Origin of the sequence: Serratia sp. Z4 (genome assembly GCF_009900725.1) — a bacterium.
Taxonomy (GTDB): Bacteria; Pseudomonadota; Gammaproteobacteria; order Enterobacterales; family Enterobacteriaceae; genus Serratia; species Serratia nematodiphila.
This window is the reverse complement of the sequence record NZ_JAAABD010000003.1, coordinates 155,761-175,168: the sequence shown is the minus strand read 5'-3', so window position 1 is coordinate 175,168 and position 19,408 is coordinate 155,761. Positions and strand designations below refer to the sequence as shown.

The 19,408-nt window shown below is 50.2% G+C and carries 18 protein-coding genes, 3 tRNA genes and 2 pseudogenes; 11 read left to right on the top strand and 12 right to left on the bottom strand.

The features are described from left to right. Positions 1-8: 8 nt before the first annotated feature. On the bottom strand, positions 9-1,079 hold the full coding sequence (locus GT753_RS14795) for an HlyD family secretion protein (protein WP_080353185.1): 1,071 nt from the start codon (positions 1,077-1,079) through the stop codon (positions 9-11). A gap of 721 nt (positions 1,080-1,800) precedes the next feature. On the opposite strand from GT753_RS14795, the gene GT753_RS14785 reads away from it, so the two are divergent. Then, positions 1,801-2,936, top strand: a protein-coding gene (locus tag GT753_RS14785) for an IS3 family transposase (RefSeq protein ID WP_216842811.1) whose coding sequence is annotated in 2 segments (ribosomal slippage) — positions 1,801-2,047 and positions 2,047-2,936 — 1,137 coding nt in all. Because the reading frame shifts where the segments join, the coding sequence is not laid out codon by codon here. Positions 2,937-2,963: 27 nt separating this feature from the next. Here the strand turns inward: GT753_RS14785 and GT753_RS14780 are convergent. Continuing rightward, positions 2,964-4,063: pseudogene (locus GT753_RS14780) on the bottom strand (IS3 family transposase). 621 nt (positions 4,064-4,684) lie between these two features. Between GT753_RS14780 and GT753_RS14775 the strand changes: the two are divergent. Together GT753_RS14775 and GT753_RS14770 are read left to right on the top strand one after the other, a co-directional pair. Next, positions 4,685-5,266, top strand: coding sequence for an isochorismatase family protein (locus tag GT753_RS14775; protein ID WP_049278364.1), 582 nt, complete (start codon positions 4,685-4,687; stop codon positions 5,264-5,266). A 257-nt stretch (positions 5,267-5,523) separates the two neighbouring features. Continuing rightward, positions 5,524-6,156 (top strand): glutathione S-transferase family protein, encoded by a 633-nt coding sequence (locus GT753_RS14770; RefSeq protein ID WP_072010131.1) that lies wholly within the window; start codon positions 5,524-5,526, stop codon positions 6,154-6,156. Between the two features lie 45 nt (positions 6,157-6,201). Here GT753_RS14770 and GT753_RS14765 read toward each other — a convergent pair whose 3' ends face one another. Next, positions 6,202-6,774 carry an NADPH-dependent FMN reductase gene (locus tag GT753_RS14765; protein WP_075205126.1) on the bottom strand — a complete coding sequence of 191 codons (573 nt, stop codon included), beginning with the start codon at positions 6,772-6,774 and terminating at the stop codon, positions 6,202-6,204. A 261-nt stretch (positions 6,775-7,035) separates the two neighbouring features. Between GT753_RS14765 and GT753_RS14760 the strand changes: the two genes are divergently transcribed. Then, positions 7,036-7,917: a LysR family transcriptional regulator gene (locus GT753_RS14760; protein ID WP_072010133.1), complete on the top strand. Its 882-nt coding sequence runs from the start codon at positions 7,036-7,038 to the stop codon at positions 7,915-7,917. A gap of 779 nt (positions 7,918-8,696) precedes the next feature. Here GT753_RS14760 and GT753_RS14755 read toward each other — a convergent pair. From GT753_RS14755 to GT753_RS14730, 6 genes are read right to left on the bottom strand one after another with little or no spacing between them, the layout of a single operon-like run. Beyond that, complete coding sequence (locus GT753_RS14755) at positions 8,697-11,030, bottom strand: primase-helicase zinc-binding domain-containing protein (protein ID WP_103085925.1); 2,334 nt, start codon at positions 11,028-11,030, stop codon at positions 8,697-8,699. Positions 11,031-11,040: 10 nt separating this feature from the next. Continuing rightward, on the bottom strand, positions 11,041-11,376 hold the full coding sequence (locus GT753_RS14750) for a DUF5375 family protein (protein WP_015376195.1): 336 nt from the start codon (positions 11,374-11,376) through the stop codon (positions 11,041-11,043). Next, the gene (locus tag GT753_RS14745; RefSeq protein WP_103085924.1) at positions 11,373-11,636 is read right to left on the bottom strand and encodes a hypothetical protein; all 264 of its coding nucleotides are present in this window, start codon (positions 11,634-11,636) and stop codon (positions 11,373-11,375) included. Before GT753_RS14745 ends, GT753_RS14750 begins: the two co-directional genes overlap by 4 nt. Further along, positions 11,633-12,178, bottom strand: a complete 546-nt coding sequence (locus tag GT753_RS14740; RefSeq protein WP_103085923.1) for a host cell division inhibitor Icd-like protein — start codon at positions 12,176-12,178, stop codon at positions 11,633-11,635. Before GT753_RS14740 ends, GT753_RS14745 begins: the two co-directional genes overlap by 4 nt. A 5-nt stretch (positions 12,179-12,183) precedes the next feature. Continuing rightward, positions 12,184-12,429: a hypothetical protein gene (locus GT753_RS14735; protein WP_016929267.1), complete on the bottom strand. Its 246-nt coding sequence runs from the start codon at positions 12,427-12,429 to the stop codon at positions 12,184-12,186. Continuing rightward, positions 12,426-12,689, bottom strand: a complete 264-nt coding sequence (locus GT753_RS14730) for an AlpA family transcriptional regulator (protein WP_103085922.1) — start codon at positions 12,687-12,689, stop codon at positions 12,426-12,428. The genes GT753_RS14735 and GT753_RS14730 overlap by 4 nt, the downstream gene beginning before the upstream one ends. A 542-nt stretch (positions 12,690-13,231) precedes the next feature. Between GT753_RS14730 and GT753_RS14725 the strand changes: the two genes are divergently transcribed. Next, the gene (locus tag GT753_RS14725) at positions 13,232-13,957 is read left to right on the top strand and encodes a hypothetical protein (protein ID WP_015376190.1); all 726 of its coding nucleotides are present in this window, start codon (positions 13,232-13,234) and stop codon (positions 13,955-13,957) included. Further along, positions 13,954-14,208 (top strand): ogr/Delta-like zinc finger family protein, encoded by a 255-nt coding sequence (locus GT753_RS14720; protein WP_015376189.1) that lies wholly within the window; start codon positions 13,954-13,956, stop codon positions 14,206-14,208. The genes GT753_RS14725 and GT753_RS14720 overlap by 4 nt, the downstream gene beginning before the upstream one ends. Positions 14,209-14,475: 267 nt before the next feature. Here the strand turns inward: GT753_RS14720 and GT753_RS14715 are convergent, their stop codons facing one another. Both GT753_RS14715 and GT753_RS14710 read right to left on the bottom strand, forming a co-directional pair. Then, a complete protein-coding gene (locus GT753_RS14715; RefSeq protein WP_103085921.1) occupies positions 14,476-15,666 on the bottom strand; it encodes an integrase arm-type DNA-binding domain-containing protein in 1,191 nt (396 codons plus the stop codon). 164 nt (positions 15,667-15,830) lie between these two features. Then, positions 15,831-16,208: pseudogene (locus tag GT753_RS14710) on the bottom strand (aldo/keto reductase); the annotation flags it as partial. Positions 16,209-16,326: 118 nt separating this feature from the next. Here GT753_RS14710 and GT753_RS14705 point away from each other — a divergent pair. The 4 genes from GT753_RS14705 (at position 16,327) to GT753_RS14690 (ending at position 17,682) form a co-directional block, all read left to right on the top strand. Beyond that, the gene (locus tag GT753_RS14705; RefSeq protein WP_015376553.1) at positions 16,327-17,271 is read left to right on the top strand and encodes a LysR family transcriptional regulator; all 945 of its coding nucleotides are present in this window, start codon (positions 16,327-16,329) and stop codon (positions 17,269-17,271) included. A 72-nt stretch (positions 17,272-17,343) separates the two neighbouring features. Then, positions 17,344-17,430, top strand: a tRNA-Leu gene (locus GT753_RS14700). A 36-nt stretch (positions 17,431-17,466) separates the two neighbouring features. Next, positions 17,467-17,553, top strand: a tRNA-Leu gene (locus GT753_RS14695). Between the two features lie 42 nt (positions 17,554-17,595). Further along, positions 17,596-17,682 (top strand) — tRNA-Leu (locus GT753_RS14690). A gap of 89 nt (positions 17,683-17,771) precedes the next feature. Here GT753_RS14690 and GT753_RS14685 read toward each other — a convergent pair. Continuing rightward, the gene (locus tag GT753_RS14685; RefSeq protein WP_004933115.1) at positions 17,772-18,056 is read right to left on the bottom strand and encodes a DUF1435 domain-containing protein; all 285 of its coding nucleotides are present in this window, start codon (positions 18,054-18,056) and stop codon (positions 17,772-17,774) included. Positions 18,057-18,315: 259 nt separating this feature from the next. Here GT753_RS14685 and GT753_RS14680 point away from each other — a divergent pair, with 259 nt between their 5' ends. Continuing rightward, positions 18,316-19,395 carry a GGDEF domain-containing protein gene (locus GT753_RS14680; protein WP_015376552.1) on the top strand — a complete coding sequence of 360 codons (1,080 nt, stop codon included), beginning with the start codon at positions 18,316-18,318 and terminating at the stop codon, positions 19,393-19,395. The last annotated feature ends 13 nt before the right edge of the window (positions 19,396-19,408 follow it).

Genomic DNA, 19,408 nt, shown 5'->3' with positions numbered 1-19,408 from the left:
TATTCATCTTAATAAATATAATGCAGCCAAGAAATAACATTTATTTGCAATCTTGATAAGTACTTTGTTAGCGTATCATTACTTGAATAAATTTGGACTGTCGCTCTAGCTCCAGATGTTAGTCCATCAGGCAAAGGATCGTCTAGATTTATATATATCCTAATTCTTTGAGCATCCCTAATCCATCGATCACTTTGCTCTGTACTAGCTAGGTTGCCATCAGCATATAACTGACCGTTAATTACACCGGAGTCTTTACCTATAACTTTGCCGTTAAATACTTTGCCAGGAATAGCATCAAATACGACATAAGCCCTAATTTTCTCTTTCAATTTGGATAATGATTTCTCACGAAAATCGGCATAAATTACACCGGAATCACTAACTATGCTCAATAATGGAACGCCAGGTGACACAACATGTCCTGTATTAAGATTCATATTGCTAATCGTTCCAGATATGGGGGAGGTCACGGTGGTTTTATTTAATTCTGTTCGAGAAACAGCCAGATCATTCATAGCCTTCCTAATCTGAAGATTTTCATCACCATATAAACCCCGTTGCGTAACCAATGACAGGATATTATATTTCAATTGCTTTACATTTGCTTCATTTTTTTCTCTGTCACCTATTGCTTTATCTACTTGCTGTTTGGATATAGCAATTGCATTGAGTTTTAGATATCTGTCCTCATCGTCCCTAGCCAATTTCAATGATATTTCCGCAGAATTAAGTTCATTTTCGGCCTCTTTAATTTTCGAGTCTAATGTTTTATTATCTTCATAGGCTTGTTCAAGTTTTAACTTTGCCGAATTTAAATTTAAGATATAATCAGTAGGATCTATATAAAATAGAACATCACCTTTTTTTACTTTTTGATCATTCTTCACAGCGACATTGATCACTTTGCCGCTGACTTCTGGCGACACAGTAATTACTTTATATATTAGCCTAGAATGAGGTGTAAATGGGTGTGAAATGTCTGAAATGACAAAATATATAATAGATGCAAGCCCCAACAACATGCCTAATAATGTCCATTGACGAAATCGTTGTTCTGGAGTTAATGACAATGACATGTATTCTTTCCTTTGGCCGTTAAGACAGCGTAATGAAAAACGCTTGCTTATTAAGCATACATTTACTTAGTTCATGAAGTAAATACCTAATAATGGAATTATCATTTCCATTCTATACACCTTTTCGTTAAGACACATGCTATTGCTCTATAAGTTTGAGTAATAACACATAGGCATAAATAAACTCTTGAGGAGTGAGGAGTGAGGAGTGAGGAGTGAGGAGTTTTCAATACTATCACATTACAGATTTAAAAATTTAGTTTCATTATGATTTTATATACATATAATTCATATAATCTACAGCATCGCTCCATCAACGAAAATGATATATTGTATCTCTTCATATTTTTAGACATGTAAGGCATACAGTTTTCCATAAGTTTAGCTAGGGATAACATTAACATATCGCCATCATGCATAACTTCCATAATTTCATATTGCTGCGTGCATTGCTAATACAACACAATAGAATTGGGTTAAGTGGTTCATGACTAAACGTAAACGAACTAAAAGCCGTTTTTCACCCAAACTCAGCGCCGATATATTTGAGTACCAGCCACGGGCCGTTGACGTTGCTCTAGCATTGAAACTAGATCTAGATCCTTGTCAACTTCGAAAATGGTGACCTGCCCCCAGTATTAGATACAGCCATCAGTTAGTAATGGACTGACCCCACCCCGGTAGACGATCCTGCCCTATAGTTTGAGCATAGGAGGAGCGTATGGGCACACCACGATTTACACCTGAATTTAAGGAAGAAGCCGTCCGTCAGATAACGGAACGCGGTTATTCCGTTGCCGAAGTATCTGACCGTTTGGGTGTTTCTGCACACAACCTCTATAAGTGGCTACGAGCTATCAAACCTGATACCAGCGAACAGCATGCCAGGGATTTACTGGAAGCCAAAAGCGAGATCCTGAAACTACGGGCACAGCTAAAACGTACCGAAGAAGAACGGGATATCCTGAAAAAGGCCGCGCGGTACTTTGCAAGGGAGCCCGACTGAAGTACCGCTTTATCAATGAGCACCGCACTGTATGGGGTGTGATGACGATGTGTCGGGTACTGCATGTCGCCCGGGCCGGGTTCTACGCGTGGCTGCACAACCTGGTCTCGGCGCGTGATAAAGATAACCAGCGTCTGCTGACGCTTATCCGTGATTCATATTCACTGAGCGGAGGCGTATACGGTTACCGGCGGGTTCATGGCGATCTGAACGAAATCGGGGAAACCTGCGGCAAAAACCGGGTGGGCCGTCTTATGCAACTGAACCGGATTAAAGCCGTGCGGGGCTATAAAGCACCACGGCGTATCGCCGGCCGACCTTCGGTGGTTGCCCCTAATCGCGTACAGCGGCAGTTTACCGTTGTCCGGGCCAATCAGGTCTGGGTCACCGACATCACTTACATCCACACCTGGCAGGGCTGGTTGTATCTGGCGGTGGTTATCGACCTCTTCGCCCGTAACGTGGTGGGCTGGTCGATGAAGCCGACCCTCTCACGCGAACTGGCACTGGATGCGCTGATGATGGCGGTCTGGCGACGTAGACCGGGCAGCGAGGTCATCGTGCACTCAGACCAGGGTTGCCAGTATGGCAGCGACGACTGGCAACGGTTCTGTCGGGCCAATAACCTGGCACCCAGTATGAGCCGGCGTGGTAACTGTTGGGATAATGCAGTGGCCGAATCGTTCTTCAGTTCACTGAAAAAAGAACGCATCAGGAAGAAAATATACAAAACCCGGGATCTGGCCCGGGCGGATATCTTCGATTACATTGAAGTGTTCTACAACCGGGTCCGGCGTCACAGTCACCTCGGCGGCGTCAGTCCGGAGGCCTTTGAACGGGCCTCGTCGTGAGGACAGAATTTGTCTACGAGCGTGGGGTCAGTCCATAATGTCGGTTTGTTTACCTTCACATTTTCCATTCCGCCACCGTGCTGCAAACTCTGATGGCGTCTGATAATTCAGTGCTGAATGTGGACGACACTCGTTATAATCCTGCCGCCAGTCATTAATGACTTTCCTGGCGTGAACGATATCGCTGAACCAGTGCTCATTCAGACATTCATCGCGAAATCGTTCGTTAAAGCTCTCAATAAATCCGTTCTGCGTTGGCTTGCCCGGCTGGATTAAGCGCAACTCAACACCATGCTCAAAAGCCCATTGATCCAGTGCGCGGCAGGTGAACTCCGGCCCCTGGTCAGTTCTTATCGTCGCCGGATAGCCCCGAAACAGCGCAATGCTGTCCAGAATGTGTCACCTGCACGCCTGAAATCCCAAAGGCAACAGTGACCGTCAGGCATTCCTTCGTGAAGTCGTCCACACAGGTCAGGCACTTGATCCTGCGACCGGTGGCGAGCGCGTCCATGACAAAATCCATCGACCAGGTCAGGTTGGGCGCCGCCGGGCGGAGCAGCGGCAGACGTTCTGTTGCCAGCCCTTTACGACGTCGTCTGCGTTTTACGCCCAGCCCTCTCAGATGATAAAGGCGGTACACGCGCTTGTGATTAACAGGAAGGCCTTCACGGCGCAGTAACTGCCAGATGCGGCGGTAGCCAAAACGCCTGCGCTCCGCCCTGATAAATGCGCATCAGCCGCCGGACGCTGAGCCTCATAGCGGCAGGTCGACAGGGACAAACCTGTAAGCCTGCAGGCACGACGTTGCGACAGACCGGTCGCATCACACATAAACTCAACGGCTTCCCGCTTCTGGTCTGTCGTCAGTACTTTCGCCCCAGAGCCACCTGGAGTGCCTCCTTATCGAGCATGGCTTCGGCAAGCAGCTTCTTGAGTCTGGCGTTCTCTTCCTCAAGCGACTTCAGGCGCTTAACCTCGGGCACCTCCATACCACCATACTTCTTACGCCAGGTATAAAAGGTGGCGTCGGAAATGGCGTGCTTACGGCAGAGCTCACGGGCAGAAACCCCGGCTTCAGCCTCGCGGAGGATACTGATGATCTGTTCGTCGGAAAAACGCTTCTTCATGGGGATGTCCTCATGTGGCTTATGAAGACATTACTAACATCGCGGTGTATTAATCAACGGGGAGCAGGTCAGTAGAAAGGCGAAAAATTTGTGAGGTGGTTGGCAACTTTTGGCACGATATCATGTGATTTCTTCTGTTCAACTGGAACCTATTAGGGTTCTGTCGCATTAATACGACGTAAGGAACATGAAATTTTTTGTCCTGATGTTAGTCTATTTCTTTGTTCCGGAATGCATTTAAACGCCTGCATTATCCTCGCCACCGTTCATGGTTAAGGGATTCAAAAAAGGCCGATTGAATCTCCTAACTATGAACGGTGCTCCATCTACGTCTACCCGGACCTAAAACGTCAATCTTGACGGGCTCCAACCACCAATCTAAAGCTAGCAATAAAACTATCTCCTTAGTGTTACTAGCTTTCTGGAGATTCAGAGCACTTACCTAGGCCTCTTGCGTTTAAAATCATGTCGTATTTATTTAAGGACACAGAGTAACCTCATGAAAATGGAATTATAAAATCCATTATTTGTGTTTGTTTCGTTTGTATAATATGTAGAATGTTTGCATAGCACGGAGCCTAACCCAATAGGCATTAATTAAAAACCAATAGAGATAAACCTATGATTAGAAATCAATTTACCTCATCAAATGCATCAATGTTGTTGATTGATCACCAAGTCGGAACCATGGGTTGGGTTAAATCTATCCAATTTGAAGAACTGAAACGTAACGCGTTGATGCTGGCAAAAGCAGCTCAAATATTAGGAATCCCTACAATATTAACTTCTAGTATGGAAGAGAATGTGCAAGGGCCTTTACTAACCGAGTTGGAAAGTATTCTTCCTGCATCTTTCAAGAATAGAGTGAAACGTGAGGGAATAGTTAATGCGATGGACGATGAAAATTTCGCGCAGGCAGTTAAGAACACTGGACGAAAAAAAATTATTGTAGCAGGGGTGACGAACGATGTATGTACTGTCTATCCTACTCTCACGCTTTTGGAAGAGGGATACGAAGTTCAAGTTGTTGCGGATGCGGGGGGCTCACCAAGCAAAATAGCTGATGAAATTGCTTTGCGCAGGATGGAGAATGCAGGCGCAGTTTTGACTAGTACTAATCAGTTGCTTGCTGAGCTAGCGGTCAGTTGGGCAACGCCTGAAGGTTCAAAATTAGTAACAATAATGGCTGACTCACTTTCGTAATAGTATAATGTGGGAATGGAGTCCCACAAACCACTCTTGTCTTATTTTATGATAATTTTACAATTAAAGATTTCTTGCTACTCTACTTTTCAATTTCTAACGCAAACTTAAATATGGCACCAGCATTAAATAGACCTGAGTTAGCACATTCAATATGGATTGATACTAATTTTTGATTAACCGAATTCCACACTTGTTAATTAAAAAACAATAAAACGTTAGAAATATACACTAATGTTTATAACCAAGGAATTAAAATGAAACTATACCACTCTCCAGGAACATGCTCTCTCGCATGTTGGATTGCTTTAGAATGGGCTAATGTAGAACATTATGAAATTATTCCGGTTGATCCAAAATCAGATGAGTACAAAGAAATAAACTCACTACTTACAGTTCCCGCATTGGATCTTGGAAATGGTAAAATTATAACCCAAACCCATGCCATATTAAATTTCATTACCGACAGATATATTAATATAGATTCATCAGCACACGACCTCTATTTAAACAAAGTTGAATTTGACGAGATAATGAGTTTTTTATCATCTGAGTTTCACCCTATACTTAAAGCATATTTTTCACCTGATACGTTTAATATTTTCCGCAATGAATCTTCTATTCACGAAATAACCATGTCATCTTTCTACAAGATACTTTTTTTTATGGAACACCTTGATTTGGTAATTGGTAAAAATGAATACATATTCAAAAACAAACGCACAGTGGCAGATGCATATGCATTTGTAATGTTACGATGGACAGATAGTTTTCCCAAGAATTGGAGAAATTATAGTAACTTGGCTAATTTCATGAAAAAGATGAATAGAGATCCAGTTATAGCAAAAATATTGGCGTTATCTAAAAGATTATCAAAAAATATGATGTGATATCATGTAGCCAGGCACTGTCTTTATATTACAGCGCCAGACTACTTATTTCCCAGAGAAAACCTGAACATATTTTAATAGGGCGATTGCCATTTTTTCAAGGTGTTCAATAGCTCTTTCATTTTTTATTCTCCCTTGAGTTGTAAATTCGTGATGCGCGAAAGGTAAAGTAATCACTTCAGGTAAAACCATTGAACCTAATTGTAAAACCAAGGATTGTCTCAGTGACATTAATCCTCGATACCCACCCAAACTCCCCGGTGATGCACTACCTAATGCATAGGGCTTACTAAATATTTCGGCCCCACCACCTTCCACTCGTGAAAGCCATGCGAGTAAGTTTGAAATAATTGGAGGATAACTAGCATTATATTCTGGGCAAAAAATAGCAACGCCGTCACTTTGTGAAAATATCTCATGCAATATGAATGCATTTTCTGGAAATGAACTTACCTCTATATCCTGTTCATATAGAGGTAATGGATATTTACTCAGATAAAGCATTATGGCTTTTGCACCTTTGGATTCTATATACTCGCCAAATAAATCCGCTAGTTGCTGATTGTACGAACCAGCTCTTGTTGAGCCAGATAAAATAAGGATGTTATAACCATTCATAGTTTCAACCCTTTTATAAATTAAATACTACCCACATGATAAATCCCGGATTAATTAAATGTCAACAATCCTTTTTTATAAATTAATAAAGATGATTATTGAAACAAACAATTCCATTAATCTAGTTAATAACACTTTTTTCATAGTAAATATAACAATCCTCACACTATAGTGATGGTTAGCTTGACATTGTCAGATTAGTAACCTTTAGTTATAAATAGATGCACTACCTATTAATACATAGAATCATGGGTGTGGAATATGTTTAGACTTGATGACATAGCTATTTTTGTTGAGGTTGTAAGAAATAAAAGCTTTAAAAGAGCAGCAGAGATCCTAAGTATGCCATCATCGACACTATCGAGAAGAATTTCACTGCTTGAAAAAGAAATTGGGCTACGCCTTATTCGTCGCTCAACAAGAAAATTAGAATTAACAGAGGCTGGAAAGCTATACTTTGAACGTAGCAATAATATTATAGATGAAGCTAGAAATGCACATTTTCTGTTAAATGACCTTTTATCAAAACCAGTTGGAAACTTGCGGATTTCATTGCCCACTGACTTTTCAATATATTACATCGCCCCAGCAATAGTAGCATTTTCAAAAAAACACCCAGATATCACATTTCAATTGGATATGACTCCAAGAAAGGTTGACTTAATAAATGAACCTTTTGACCTAGTTATTAGAATTGGCGAAATGCCAAATTCCGGACTCATATCTCGACATATGTTAAGTATGAATAGATATTTGTACGCATCACCAGAGTATCTACGAAAAAATGGCGAGCCAGCCCATCCTTTAGATTTGGAAAAGCATTCATGTTTAGTTATGAATACTCCTCTGGAAAACGACGGGTGGAATATTGTATTTGACAACATACTATATAAAATCAAAGGTAAAAGTCGTTACAAAATAAATAATGTTGGTATGCTATGTCGATTCGCTATTCTAGGGGAAGGAATAACATTAATGGCAGAAGAAATTGCAAAGCCAGAAATTCAGTTAGGTAAATTGAAACAAATACTACCTTCATGTTCTGTAGAAAATCTATCTGTATATATACTAACGGAAAACAAACTAACTCCCGCTAAGACATCTTTATTTATTGATTTCTTATGCGATTACTTTCGTAAATAACACTAATATAGGACCTACTTATGTTTACTGACCTTCTAAAAGAATTTCACATTTTATTTTTAGCTAAAATATTATTGACATCATTTTTTTGGATTAGCGGTTTCATTTTGACTTTTAATTTCAACAAGTTCGTATTAACCAATAAAAAAATTGGAATCCCTTTTCCTTTTTTATCTTCAATTTTCACCATAATAATTCAATTAATGGGATCATTAACAATTATTTTAGATATATACGGATTAGGGTGGCTTGGTGTCTGCACATTGATAATATTTACATTGTTGACAATACCCCTTGGGCACCCATTTTGGACCTTCACTGGAGAGAAGAGAGAGATTGAATTTAACATTGCGCTTGAGCACTTGTCAGTCATAGGTGGCTTGATTATAGTCTCTCTAATTTGACTCAGTGCGTAAAATTTAACTATTTTATTTATAGTTATATATCTGGCGCCTCAAGTTAATTCTGTTTTTTGTCGCGTTGGCAGCTCAGCTGGATTCAACTCGATGAGGAGCTTTGTTCACGAAACTCATCATATGGCCAACACGACAACTGCAATGGTATTAATTAATACATAACCCTAAATCGCCCAAGATTTAACCAATTCCGCACCCGGGGAGTTTAAAATTTAAGCGAACACATGGTTATTTATTGCCGCCATTCCGTTACAAATTCCGCAATCCATCTTGATATCATCCCCCTGTCTCTCTCTGGTTAAAAAGCAGCCCCTGATTCATCAATTCCTAAAAATCTGGCCAAAGTGCTGAATAAATATCCGCTCATAGTGAACTACATTTCGGCAACCAGTCCGCTTCGCAGTCGTCACTCAATATCAGGTTGGTTTGTATTCCCTGCTTGGTGCGGCGTTTCAGCAGCGTATGCTCATACTCTTTCAGCGTCTGCGGCACCGCCTGGCCGAACGCCGTCAGGTTCATCACGTGCTGATAGCCCCGTGCCGCCATAAACGACAGGTAGGCGTGGTACAGGTAGCGACGTGGGTTCGGCGGGGTGATGTTGGCATTGCCGATCATCATCCCTTCCGGGGTGCCCAGCACCGTCAGGTAACCACAAAAATCGACCAGCGGATCGGCATACCGTTTGATTTCCAGGGCTTCCGCCGAACTCTGCTGCGCCTGGAGCAGTGCGCGGGCGTCATTCGGGTTGGTAAAGCGTTGCATCAGGTGACGCACAATCACGGCCAGCTCTTCGGTGATCTTCGCCAGCAGCAGCGGATCGCGCTCCTCTGGGGCAATAGCCTCCGGGAACGGCAAAATAACCCGGCGGCGCGAGATGCCGCCGCTGCGGTCGCTGAACTGCATCGGGTTGTTGTTGACTGCCAAAATCACCGCCGGGATGTGCGCCGCGTAGGCGTCGCGGTATTTGGGGTCGATGGCGACCGCATCGCCACCGGTGATGGCCTTGATGCCCGCCCCGTCACCGCTCCACTTCTCCTGGTCAGGCAGGAGTATCAGCGAGTAACCCACTACGCTGGCCCGCTCGCGCGCCGACTCCAGGTTGTCGATGGTGGCAGAGGTGGTGTTGTCCGCCCCGGCGAGCAGCCGGGCGATGGCCGCCATCACACTCTTGCCGCTGCCGCCGGGGCCGGTCACTTCAAGGAACAGCTGCCAGTCGTAGCGGTTGGCCAGCACCATAAAGAGCGCCGCGAGAATACGTTCCTGTTTGTCGTAATTGCCCCCGGCGGCCCGCGCCAGCCACTGCCAGAAGTGCGGCGCATGATCGGCCAGGTTCTCCCCGGCACGCGGCGGCGTGTAGTCCACGCTGTTGACGGTGCGCAGCCAGTGCTCTTGCCGGTGGGCGCCGAACTGGCCGCTGACGGTATCAAACACCCCGTTACGAAAGCCTATCAACCGGCGAGCCGGGTCGCCCATCTGCGGCACCATCAGTTTGAGGGTATCCAAAATGCTGTTGATACCGGCGGCGGAGAACGGTGCGCGCACCTTCTGGAACAATGCGGCAATCTCCCGGCTCAGTTGCCGGTGTGGCAGCACCTGCCAGGCGCCGCGCGTATAGCGGCACAGCTCTTCCCCCACCGGCGGCACCGCGAGGGTATTGCCGTAGTGCTCGGCCAGCAGTTCGGCCTTCTCGCTGGCGCTCATGGCTTTCAAATCGGCATCGCTCAGCGTATCGAACGGGCTGGGCTGCGGCGGCTGGCTGAACGCCTGGAGCTGGGCGCGCGTGGACTCGGCGCCCTGCTGACAGTAGACATCGTTCCAGTCGCCGATGTTTGTCGGCAACGCCGGAGTGCCGCCGCTGCGTGTGGCCGCCTCGGCGGCGCGGGTCTGTCCGGTGCCGTTTCGGTCATTATCGGCCGCCAGCAGCAGCCGCGCGTCCGGGTAGTGGCTGCGTAGCTGCTCCGCCACCGCCGCCAGGTTATTGACGCTGAGCGCCACGCACACCGTCTCACCGGTCAGGCGATGCACGGTGAGACCGGTGGCGTAGCCTTCGGTGAGCCAGATAACCGCGTTGTCCGGCCCACTCAAGATGTGGCAGGCGGCTTTCACCTGCCCACCTGCCAGCATGCGTTTGTCTCCGCTGGCGTTAATCAACTGCACGTTGACCACCTCGCCTCCGGCATTGTGCAGCGGCAGCAACAGGTCGTCGGGCTGGAAGGTGATACCGCCGACGCGCAGCGGCTGACCGTGCAGGGTCAGGGTTTCTGCCTCCGGCCAGCCTTTGGCGCTCAGATAGGCGTTGCCGGTCTGGGACTGCGCGGCAGCCACCAGAGCCTGTGCCTGTCGCGCGGCCTTGCGCTGAGACTCGACCTTATCTTTCGTTGAATGACCAGTCTCAGCGGCCGGTGGCAAAGCGTTGGTGTTTTCTCCCATCACGGCGGCCACCTGTTCGGCGGCGGCCCGGGCAGACAGTGACAGGGCCTTTTCCACCAGGTTGAGGCCGTCACCGGCCCCGCACTGATTACAGAACCAGGTGCCGCGTCCGTCCTGATTGTCGAAGCGGAAGCGGTCTTTGCCGCCGCAGGTCGGGCACGGCTGCGGCTTGCCGTTCGGCTGCAAGGCGATGCCAAGAGCCGGGAGTATCACCGGCCAATGGCCGGTGGCGGTGCGTACAGTCTGGGAAACGAAGTGGGCGCTCATGCTCTTCTCCTCAGTGTACGGTGGCGTTCTGTGCAGCCGACAAGCGCTCGCAGCACAGCTCGTCCATCATCTTTTGTCCCAGCGCGGTCAGGCGCGGCGCAGCCACCAGTACGTCCGGCTGCACCATGTCACTCAACATCGTGCACGCCATGTCCATGCCATCCTCCGCACCGTACTGCCGCACAAAGTGCCCCTCCAGGCGCAGGGCAATCGTCATCTGCAGCTCGTCCAGCGTGTACCCGAGGCTCACCCGGTAAAAGGCGCAGGTGTCCAGATAGGCTTGCGCCACGGCGCGGCGGAAAACGGCGGTACGGACTTCAATCGGTAAACAGGATGCAGTGTTCATGCGGCGGTGGCCTCCATGCGGGCAAGAATTTGGGTTTCACAGGTGTTGACGACGTGGCCGAGCTGGTCGGTCAGCAAGGCAATGACCGAAGCAAACGATGCCTGTTGCACGGCATCGGGGCGCTGCCCGCTGAGGTCAAGGGTGTCCAGCAGGTCGAGGAACAGCACGCCGGTGGCGTGCGCATGCTGGAGACGCAGAAAATCGGCGTGCGGGATAGGGTAATGGGTGTCGCAGTAGTAGCGGTCGGCCAGGGTGTTCATGCCACCGCCTTAACCGGCAGACGACCGGCAAAGGACAACACGTAATCACGGGCCAGCAGGCGGCGGGCGTTGCGTTCGGTATCTGCCACGGTGCGTACAATACGCGGTGAAGCCGTCAGCGCAGACCGGCGCACGGCTGCAAACAGAAAGCAGAATGTAGGATGAGTCGGGGTGAGGGTCGTCGCCATGGTGGCAGCCTCCTTGAAGTAAAGGTTATTGCTACCACCGAAGTTTCCACGCTTATGGGTGGTAGCCCAGACGGGGGTGGAAATACCGGCCTTCAAGGATACCGGCCTGACCGAAGTCAGCCCCGCCTGAGCCACCATTGATTGACTGCTGCGATAGCATAACATCCACCGCGCAAAAAATGAGCGCACTAAGGCTACGACATAAAAAAACACGCCTGGCGCGTGTTGTGTCGCCTTGAAGTAAAACGGGTTTCCACGCCCGGCTGCCGATTTTGCGGCAGCGGGAGGACTATAGCGCAAGGCCGGACAAGGGGGCAAGCCGTAAGACGCCCCCGGACGTTCAATCGATCGCATAGTGATCAACAGTCGGTCAATTGGTCGTTGCGGGTATCGGCAGCCGCGCAGGTCAGCGGCACCGGCCCGGCACGGAACAGGCGCGGCTCAGCCTGGCGACTCGCCAGACGAATAACGCCGTGTTTTTCGCTGCGGTGATCCGGCAAGACGACGCCAGGCTCTTTACGCTGCAACAGGATAGCTTCCGCCACAAACAGCGCGTCGCGCTCATCGAGGGTGAAATGCTGGCGACCCAAGGTTAGCTGCATCATACGGTGGCCCCCTGGTGACGGTTGGCGATACGTTCATCCATCCACTGCTCGACCTCGGAGGCCAGCCAGGCGACGTTTTTACCGCCGAGGGAGACCTGGGCCGGGAACTGCTTACGGCTCATCATCTCGTACACGGTGGAGCGGGACAAGCCGGTGGTATAGAGCACTTCCGGCAATCGAATAAAGCGCTCACGCGGGGTGTAACCGCCAGGAATAACCGGCAACGGGGTGGATGGAGTGGGAGTGGAAACGGTCAACATAAAACGCTACCTCTTTGTGTCCGGCCAACGCTGGCCGGGACTGTGTGAACTTCGGTAGCGCCCTATTATGTGAATATTTACCGGGGTGGCAACAAGGTGTTGTTGTGTGGTGGAACAGATTTTATGCTTGTTTTTCAATCAAGTGGACAACGTTGGCCGATATTGGCCTTTATTGGCATTTATTGACCGTTGTTGGCAAACCGGCCGAAAAGCCTGAGCGATGAATGGACGGTTGATTAATAGGGAAAAACCGCCAAACAGCGCTAGCCAGGGAAAAAGCTGTTTTGGGCTGGGTGAACAGTGGTGAACACCGGGTGAAGAGTTTACAGGAAACTGTTCACCCTCTTATTTACTGATTTATCTATATTTTTTATTTTGGTGAACAGTAGTGAATAGTTTTAGGTAAAACTAAAAATGGCTTGATGGTTTTCTCATCAGTACTCAAGGCTGTTGTCCTGGGGACAGTCCAACCGGGATGAATGGCGATGTTGTACGGCGGTCAGCAGAATAGCTTCACATTGACTGATACCGGAGACACGACCATGAGCACCACCGCTTTACCGAAATCCATCACCGATAAACTGCAAGCCCTGCGCGACGCTCGCGCCGCCCACGACAAAAACTACCAGGCGTTGACCGATGTCGTAACCGGCATTGCCCGCTGCCACCAACAGAAGAAAGACACCGAAGTGCAGAGCCATGAGACTGAAAGCCAGTGGCGCACCCTGTTCCGCAAACTGCGCGGAGAAATGACGCCGGAACTGCAAGCGCAGCACCACAGCCGGATTTCCAAGCGGGGGCTGGCGAAGGAGTTCGACGGCCTGATTGAGGAGATGGAGCTGGACAAAATGCAGCTTCACCTCCGCTGCGGCGGCACGGCCCCGAAGGTGGTGGCCGCACACAAAGACGCCCTCACGACCTTTGCGGCTCATGCGATGCATCAGGCAGTGGATGCAATGAGCAAGGCGCTTATCAGCCCTGACGTTATCAAGGCGTGCGCACTGGCTTCACGGGCTTACGGCGTCTATGCGGACAATCCGATGAAAATGATTGAGCTACAGGTACTGGGCACGCTACAAGGCCGCATTCGCGCTACCATGGCTACGAAAAATATCGACCACCCGGTGCTGAATGAGATTGGTCTGACGATACCGGAACAAACCGGCGTATTGCAGGAGCGACAAAGATGCCCAATGCGCCAGATGCGAGGGGCAAGAGAACTGGCGGAAAAACGCCGTCGGCTGCAAGAAAAAGGAGCCCAATCATGATGCGTTGCCCGCTGTGCACCCATGCGTCCTATACCCGTACCAGCCGCTATATCACGGAGCGGACAAAGGAGGCGTATTACCAATGTCAGAGCCTGACCTGTTCTTGCACATTCAAGACGGTGGAAAGCGTCGATAAAATTCTGTGCCAGCCGATACAAGCGCAACCGGTCGATGAGAACGCCTTGCCACCGCCGGAGAAACGGACGTTGAACCGCTATCGCCGTTACAACAGCAATCCTACCCTGCACTAATCACACTCCGCCCCGCCGCTCTCGACAGCATCGCGGGGCATTCCCCTTCCGCCTCGCCCAAAACAGCCTTTTTCCTGGCTAGCCAGCCACAAATTGCGCGTGCATGCATAGGGTGCATGATTTTGCATGCAAGAAAATGCACATTTCATCCCCATCCGAGCCAGTACTGGCGCGGCCTGCGGTCTCTCATGCGGGTGCATGAAAAGCGACACAGAAAGCGCGCAGGCGAGGCGGGGGTAGCATTGCGCGCCAGGGGGGTTTAACGATTTATTGGCGGTGAGCCCGCTGGGCCAGGCCCGTGATAAAATCGGCGTACCACTGCAGCATCTCACGGCGTTTCTCAAGGTACTGCGCATGGTTGTAAGTGCCGCGAATGGCGTTCTTGTCCACGTGGGCGAGCTGCATCTCTATCCAGGCGGTATTGAAGTCCTGCTCATGTAAAATGGTGGACATCATGTGCCTGAAGCCGTGGCCGGTGAGACGACCATGATAGCCAATACGTTTGAGGAGCTGGTTGATACACGCATCGCTCATCGACTTATTCACGTCCGCCCGTCCAGGGAAAACGAAGCGATAATGGCCGGTATAGGCTTTTAGCTCGTTCAGGATGGCCACCGCCTGCGTCGACAACGGCACAAAATGAGCTCGTCGCATCTTCATACGCGCCGATGGGATCTCCCAAAGCGCATTATCCAGATCAATCTCCTGCCACTGCGCCATGCGCAGCTCGACGCCCCTGACTCCGGTTAACATCAGTAGCTTCGCCGCCAACTTCCCTAACAAGCTGCCAGAGTACCCTTCAAGGGCCGTCAAGAAATCGGGGAGTTCATCGACAGTCAAGAAAGGATAATGGGTGGTATTGGGTCCAGGTAACACACTGGAAAGATCGGCGGCCGGATTGTATTCAGCACGCCCTGTCGCGATGGCATAGCGAAAAACTTCACCGCAGCGCTGCCTGATTTTGCGCATTTTATCCAGCGCTCCACGCGCTTCAATCTTGCGCAGCACAGTAAGCAGTTCAAGTGGCTTTATCGTCGATATAGAACGTTGCCCCAGAGAGGGAAAAATATCGAGGCAGAAGGCACGCATGACCTCCGCAGCATAACCCGCCGACCATGTTGGCAATTTTGACCGGTGCCATTCTTTCGCGATCGCTTCGAAGGTGTTCGCATCCCCGTATAACTGCGCCAGCTTTTTCTCTTTACGGAGTGCGCTGGGATTCTGCCCCTCGGCAACCTGCCTTCTGGCTTCATCGCGTTTTGTCCGGGCATCTGCCAACGAAACAGCAGGATAAACACCAAGTGAAATCATTTTGGGCTTACCGGCAAAACGGTAACGAAAGCGCCAGCTTTTACTGCCGTTGGGCTCAACCAAAAGGGATAAGCCCAATCCATCGCTCAACGTGTAAGGTTTAGGGGTGGGTTTAGCATTCCGGATTTGTAAGTTATTAAGTCGCATGTGTATAGGAATTCAAGATCGAACTAAGGTACACGTAATTCTACACACACCCGATACCGGATTCCACCGGATGGCATCGGACAATCACGAACAATAACACCATATAATTCATTGTTAATTAGTGTATTACTGGACAACTTCGGACATTACAGGAAGAGGGGATGGTGCCGATAATAGAGATCGATCTCCTCCACGCCCAAGCGCCGCAGGCTGCCCTCGACGGAGCGCCGGATATACTCGGGCCGGCTGCTGACGCCGCGCGCCGAAGGATCCGCCGGATCGCGCAGGATGCCGAACTTGGTGGCCAGGAACACCTGTTGCCGCTTGCCCCTGATCGCCTCCCCCACCAGTTCTTCGTTGGTGTGCGGCCCGTACATGTCGGCGGTGTCGAGCAGCGTGACGCCCAGCTCCAGCGCCCGGTGCAGCGTGGCGATGGCTTCCTGCCGATCGGCGCCGGTGGAATAGAAGTCGCTCATGCCCATGCATCCCAACCCCAGGGCGGAGACGACGGGACCGTTGGAACCGAGTTTACGTTGTTGCATTGTGCTGCCCTCATGCGGTGAATGGATAACGCAGCAAAGTCTGGTTGTTTACGCGACAAAGATAAATAATGCAGATTGCACATCACTGTTCAAAAATCACCAACAATCCGGAGTGGACATGGATCAGGTTCAAGCCATGCGCATTTTTACCCGCATCGTCGAACTGGGTAGCTTCAGCCGGGCGGCCGAACGCCTGCAGCTGCCGCGCGCCACGGTCAGCAACGCGCTGAAACGGCTGGAACAGCGGCTGGGCGTGCGCCTGCTGATCCGCACCACCCGCCAGGTGCAGGTGACCAGCGAAGGCAGTCTCTACTATCAACGCTGCGTACAGTTGCTGGGCGCGCTGGAGGAGGCGGACACGCTGTTCAGCCAGCATAAGCTGCAGCCGTCCGGCAAGGTGCGCATCGATATGCCCCATTCGCTGGCGCGCGAGGTGGTGATTCCGGCGCTGGACGACTTTTATCGGCGGTATCCCGACATCACGCTGGCGCTGGGCGCCAACGACACTCACGTCGATCTGTTGCGCGAAGGCGTGGACTGCGTGCTGCGCGCCTGGGAAACCGAAGACGACGGCCTGGCGGCGCGGCGCATCGCCCAGCTGCCGCAGGTCACCTGCGCCTCCCCCGCTTATCTGCAGGCCCACGGCACGCCGCTTGACATCGATAGCCTGGAGCCGCATCGCGCGGTGGGGTATTTTTCACTGGCCAGCAACCGCGATTACCCGCTGGAATTCTGCCGCGGCGGCAAGCTGGAACTGCGCGAGCTACCCGCCCGGCTCAGCGTCAGCGGCGCCGACGCCTACATCGCCGGCGCACGCGCCGGCATGGGCTTGATTCAGGCGGCGCGCTATTCGCTGGCGCCCTGGCTGAAACAGGGAGAGCTGGTGGAGGTGTTGGCGGACACGCCGCCTCCGCCAATGCCGATTTACATCATGTATCCGCCCGGCCGTTTCCTCGCGCCGCGGGTCAGGGTGTTGATTGATTGGCTGATTTGGCTGTTTGACCAGCAGAAAAGCGGCGATATGGCTGTTTTTCCAGCAAACGCCCGCAAAGCGGGGAAATAACTGTTGACGTGCCCGCCAAAATCTCTAGAATTCGCCTCCGTGGTAACGTTACTCCGGTAATGTTTCTGGTACGCGAAGGTGGCGGAATTGGTAGACGCGCTAGCTTCAGGTGTTAGTGTCCTTACGGACGTGAGGGTTCAAGTCCCTCTCTTCGCACCAAATAACCACATGATTTATATTGCACTCAGCATCGATGCGAAGGTGGCGGAATTGGTAGACGCGCTAGCTTCAGGTGTTAGTGTTCTTACGGACGTGAGGGTTCAAGTCCCTCTCTTCGCACCAAGCTGGCGACGTAATATAAATCAAAGCAACAACATCGACTGTGCGAAGGTGGCGGAATTGGTAGACGCGCTAGCTTCAGGTGTTAGTGTCCTTACGGACGTGAGGGTTCAAGTCCCTCTCTTCGCACCAATTGATGATCTCTCCAGTAGTTCCTTCGAAAAAATCCCAACGCATTGATGATAAACACGCTTAAGCGTGGTTTTGCCGTTTCTGGCGTTTCACCCAAAGCTGAAGTTGAGGCTGACTGCCGCCAGGCCGCCCGCCAGCGCCATGCAGGAAGGCAACAGCAGATAGTGGCGCAGCCGGCTGTTGAACAGCATCACCAGCGTGGCCAACATCGCTATCACGATCAGGGTGCGCAACTGCAGCATATCCAGGTTGATCAAGGCCAGCAGCGGCATCAACGCACAAGGTAGCAAAACGCCCCAGGCGCTGGCCAGGCGATCCCCGAGGCACCAACTGACGCCCCACAGCCCGCACGCGGCAATCATGGCAGTGAGCATGACACCCCTCCTTAAGTGATAATGATAACCAATATCATATAACACTTTTTTGGCCGCTGCATCATTTTCACTGCGCTGACCAAACTCAGATGACACCAGCAGGAAAAAATGATAATTTGACATAAGAAAATTCCTAGTCCTGTTTGCATGATAATAATCACAATCCTCAACCATGCAATTCAAGTGGATATTCGCGCCAAAGGAATGCTTCTCAACCTTAATTATTCGACAGAACGACTTTGCAAAGAGTGACCTCCGTATGAACGCCCGTTCTTATCAGGAATTACTGAACAGCAAGCAGCGCCTGGCATTATTTCTTTTTTTGGTAATGAATGCCGCCTCTTCCGTATTTACATTATTGTTCCCTTTTAGGGATACGCCCGCATTTACCCTACCTTTATTATGTATACCGCTATTTTGTCTGGTAGCGGCGCTATTTTCCCTGCAAACGCCACGTAAATATTTGTGCAAACTCAACCTGTTCGCCAGCGTACTCGGCCTGCTCTGGGCCGCACATATTTACGTTAAAAGTCAATATTGCCTACCGAATAACCAAGATTTTTTATTAATTAGTTTGTTTAGCATCTTTTTTATCAGCGCTATTTCTCTGACGGATAACTTTACCGCCTTTTGTTTACACGCCGTACCTTCCGCAATGATGATCCTGGCTCTAGACGGCATGCATAATACCCTGCGGATATTATTCACCACGCTATTACCTATTATCGCTTTCTCCATTCATCACCTGATGTTGAAACGCAGTGAAATCTTTACCCACGCGCTGGTGGCCAACCTGTATAACGAGCGGGACAAATTCAATAATTTGAGCATGCTCGATCCCCTGACCGGCCTTTATAACCGACGTGGTCTGGAGAATAAGATCACTATGCTGCTGGAACCGCAAACCGGCCACCATTACGTGCTATTGCTGGATATCGACCACTTCAAGGTCTACAACGACAGCTACGGCCACGCCATGGGCGATCGGGCTTTGGTGCAGGTGGCGGTCGCCATCCGCGATGCGGTGCGTTCGCGCGATATCGTGGTGCGTTACGGCGGGGAAGAGTTTTTGGTGCTGCTGACCAACGTGCACGAAGGCTACGCGGCGCAGCTGGCCGAGCGGGTGCGCCAACGCGTGGCGGAACTGAACATCCCGCACGGCGCCAGCCCGCAGCACAGCGGCACGCTGACGCTTAGCGCCGGCATCTCCGCGCTGGAAAAACTGGACATCGAATCGGCGATAGGCGCAGCCGACGCCGCGCTCTATCTGGCGAAACACAGCGGCCGCAACAATATCCAGCTGGCGCAAAACGTCCAGCCCGTCGTCATTCACCCTTAAGCCGCCGCCGAAA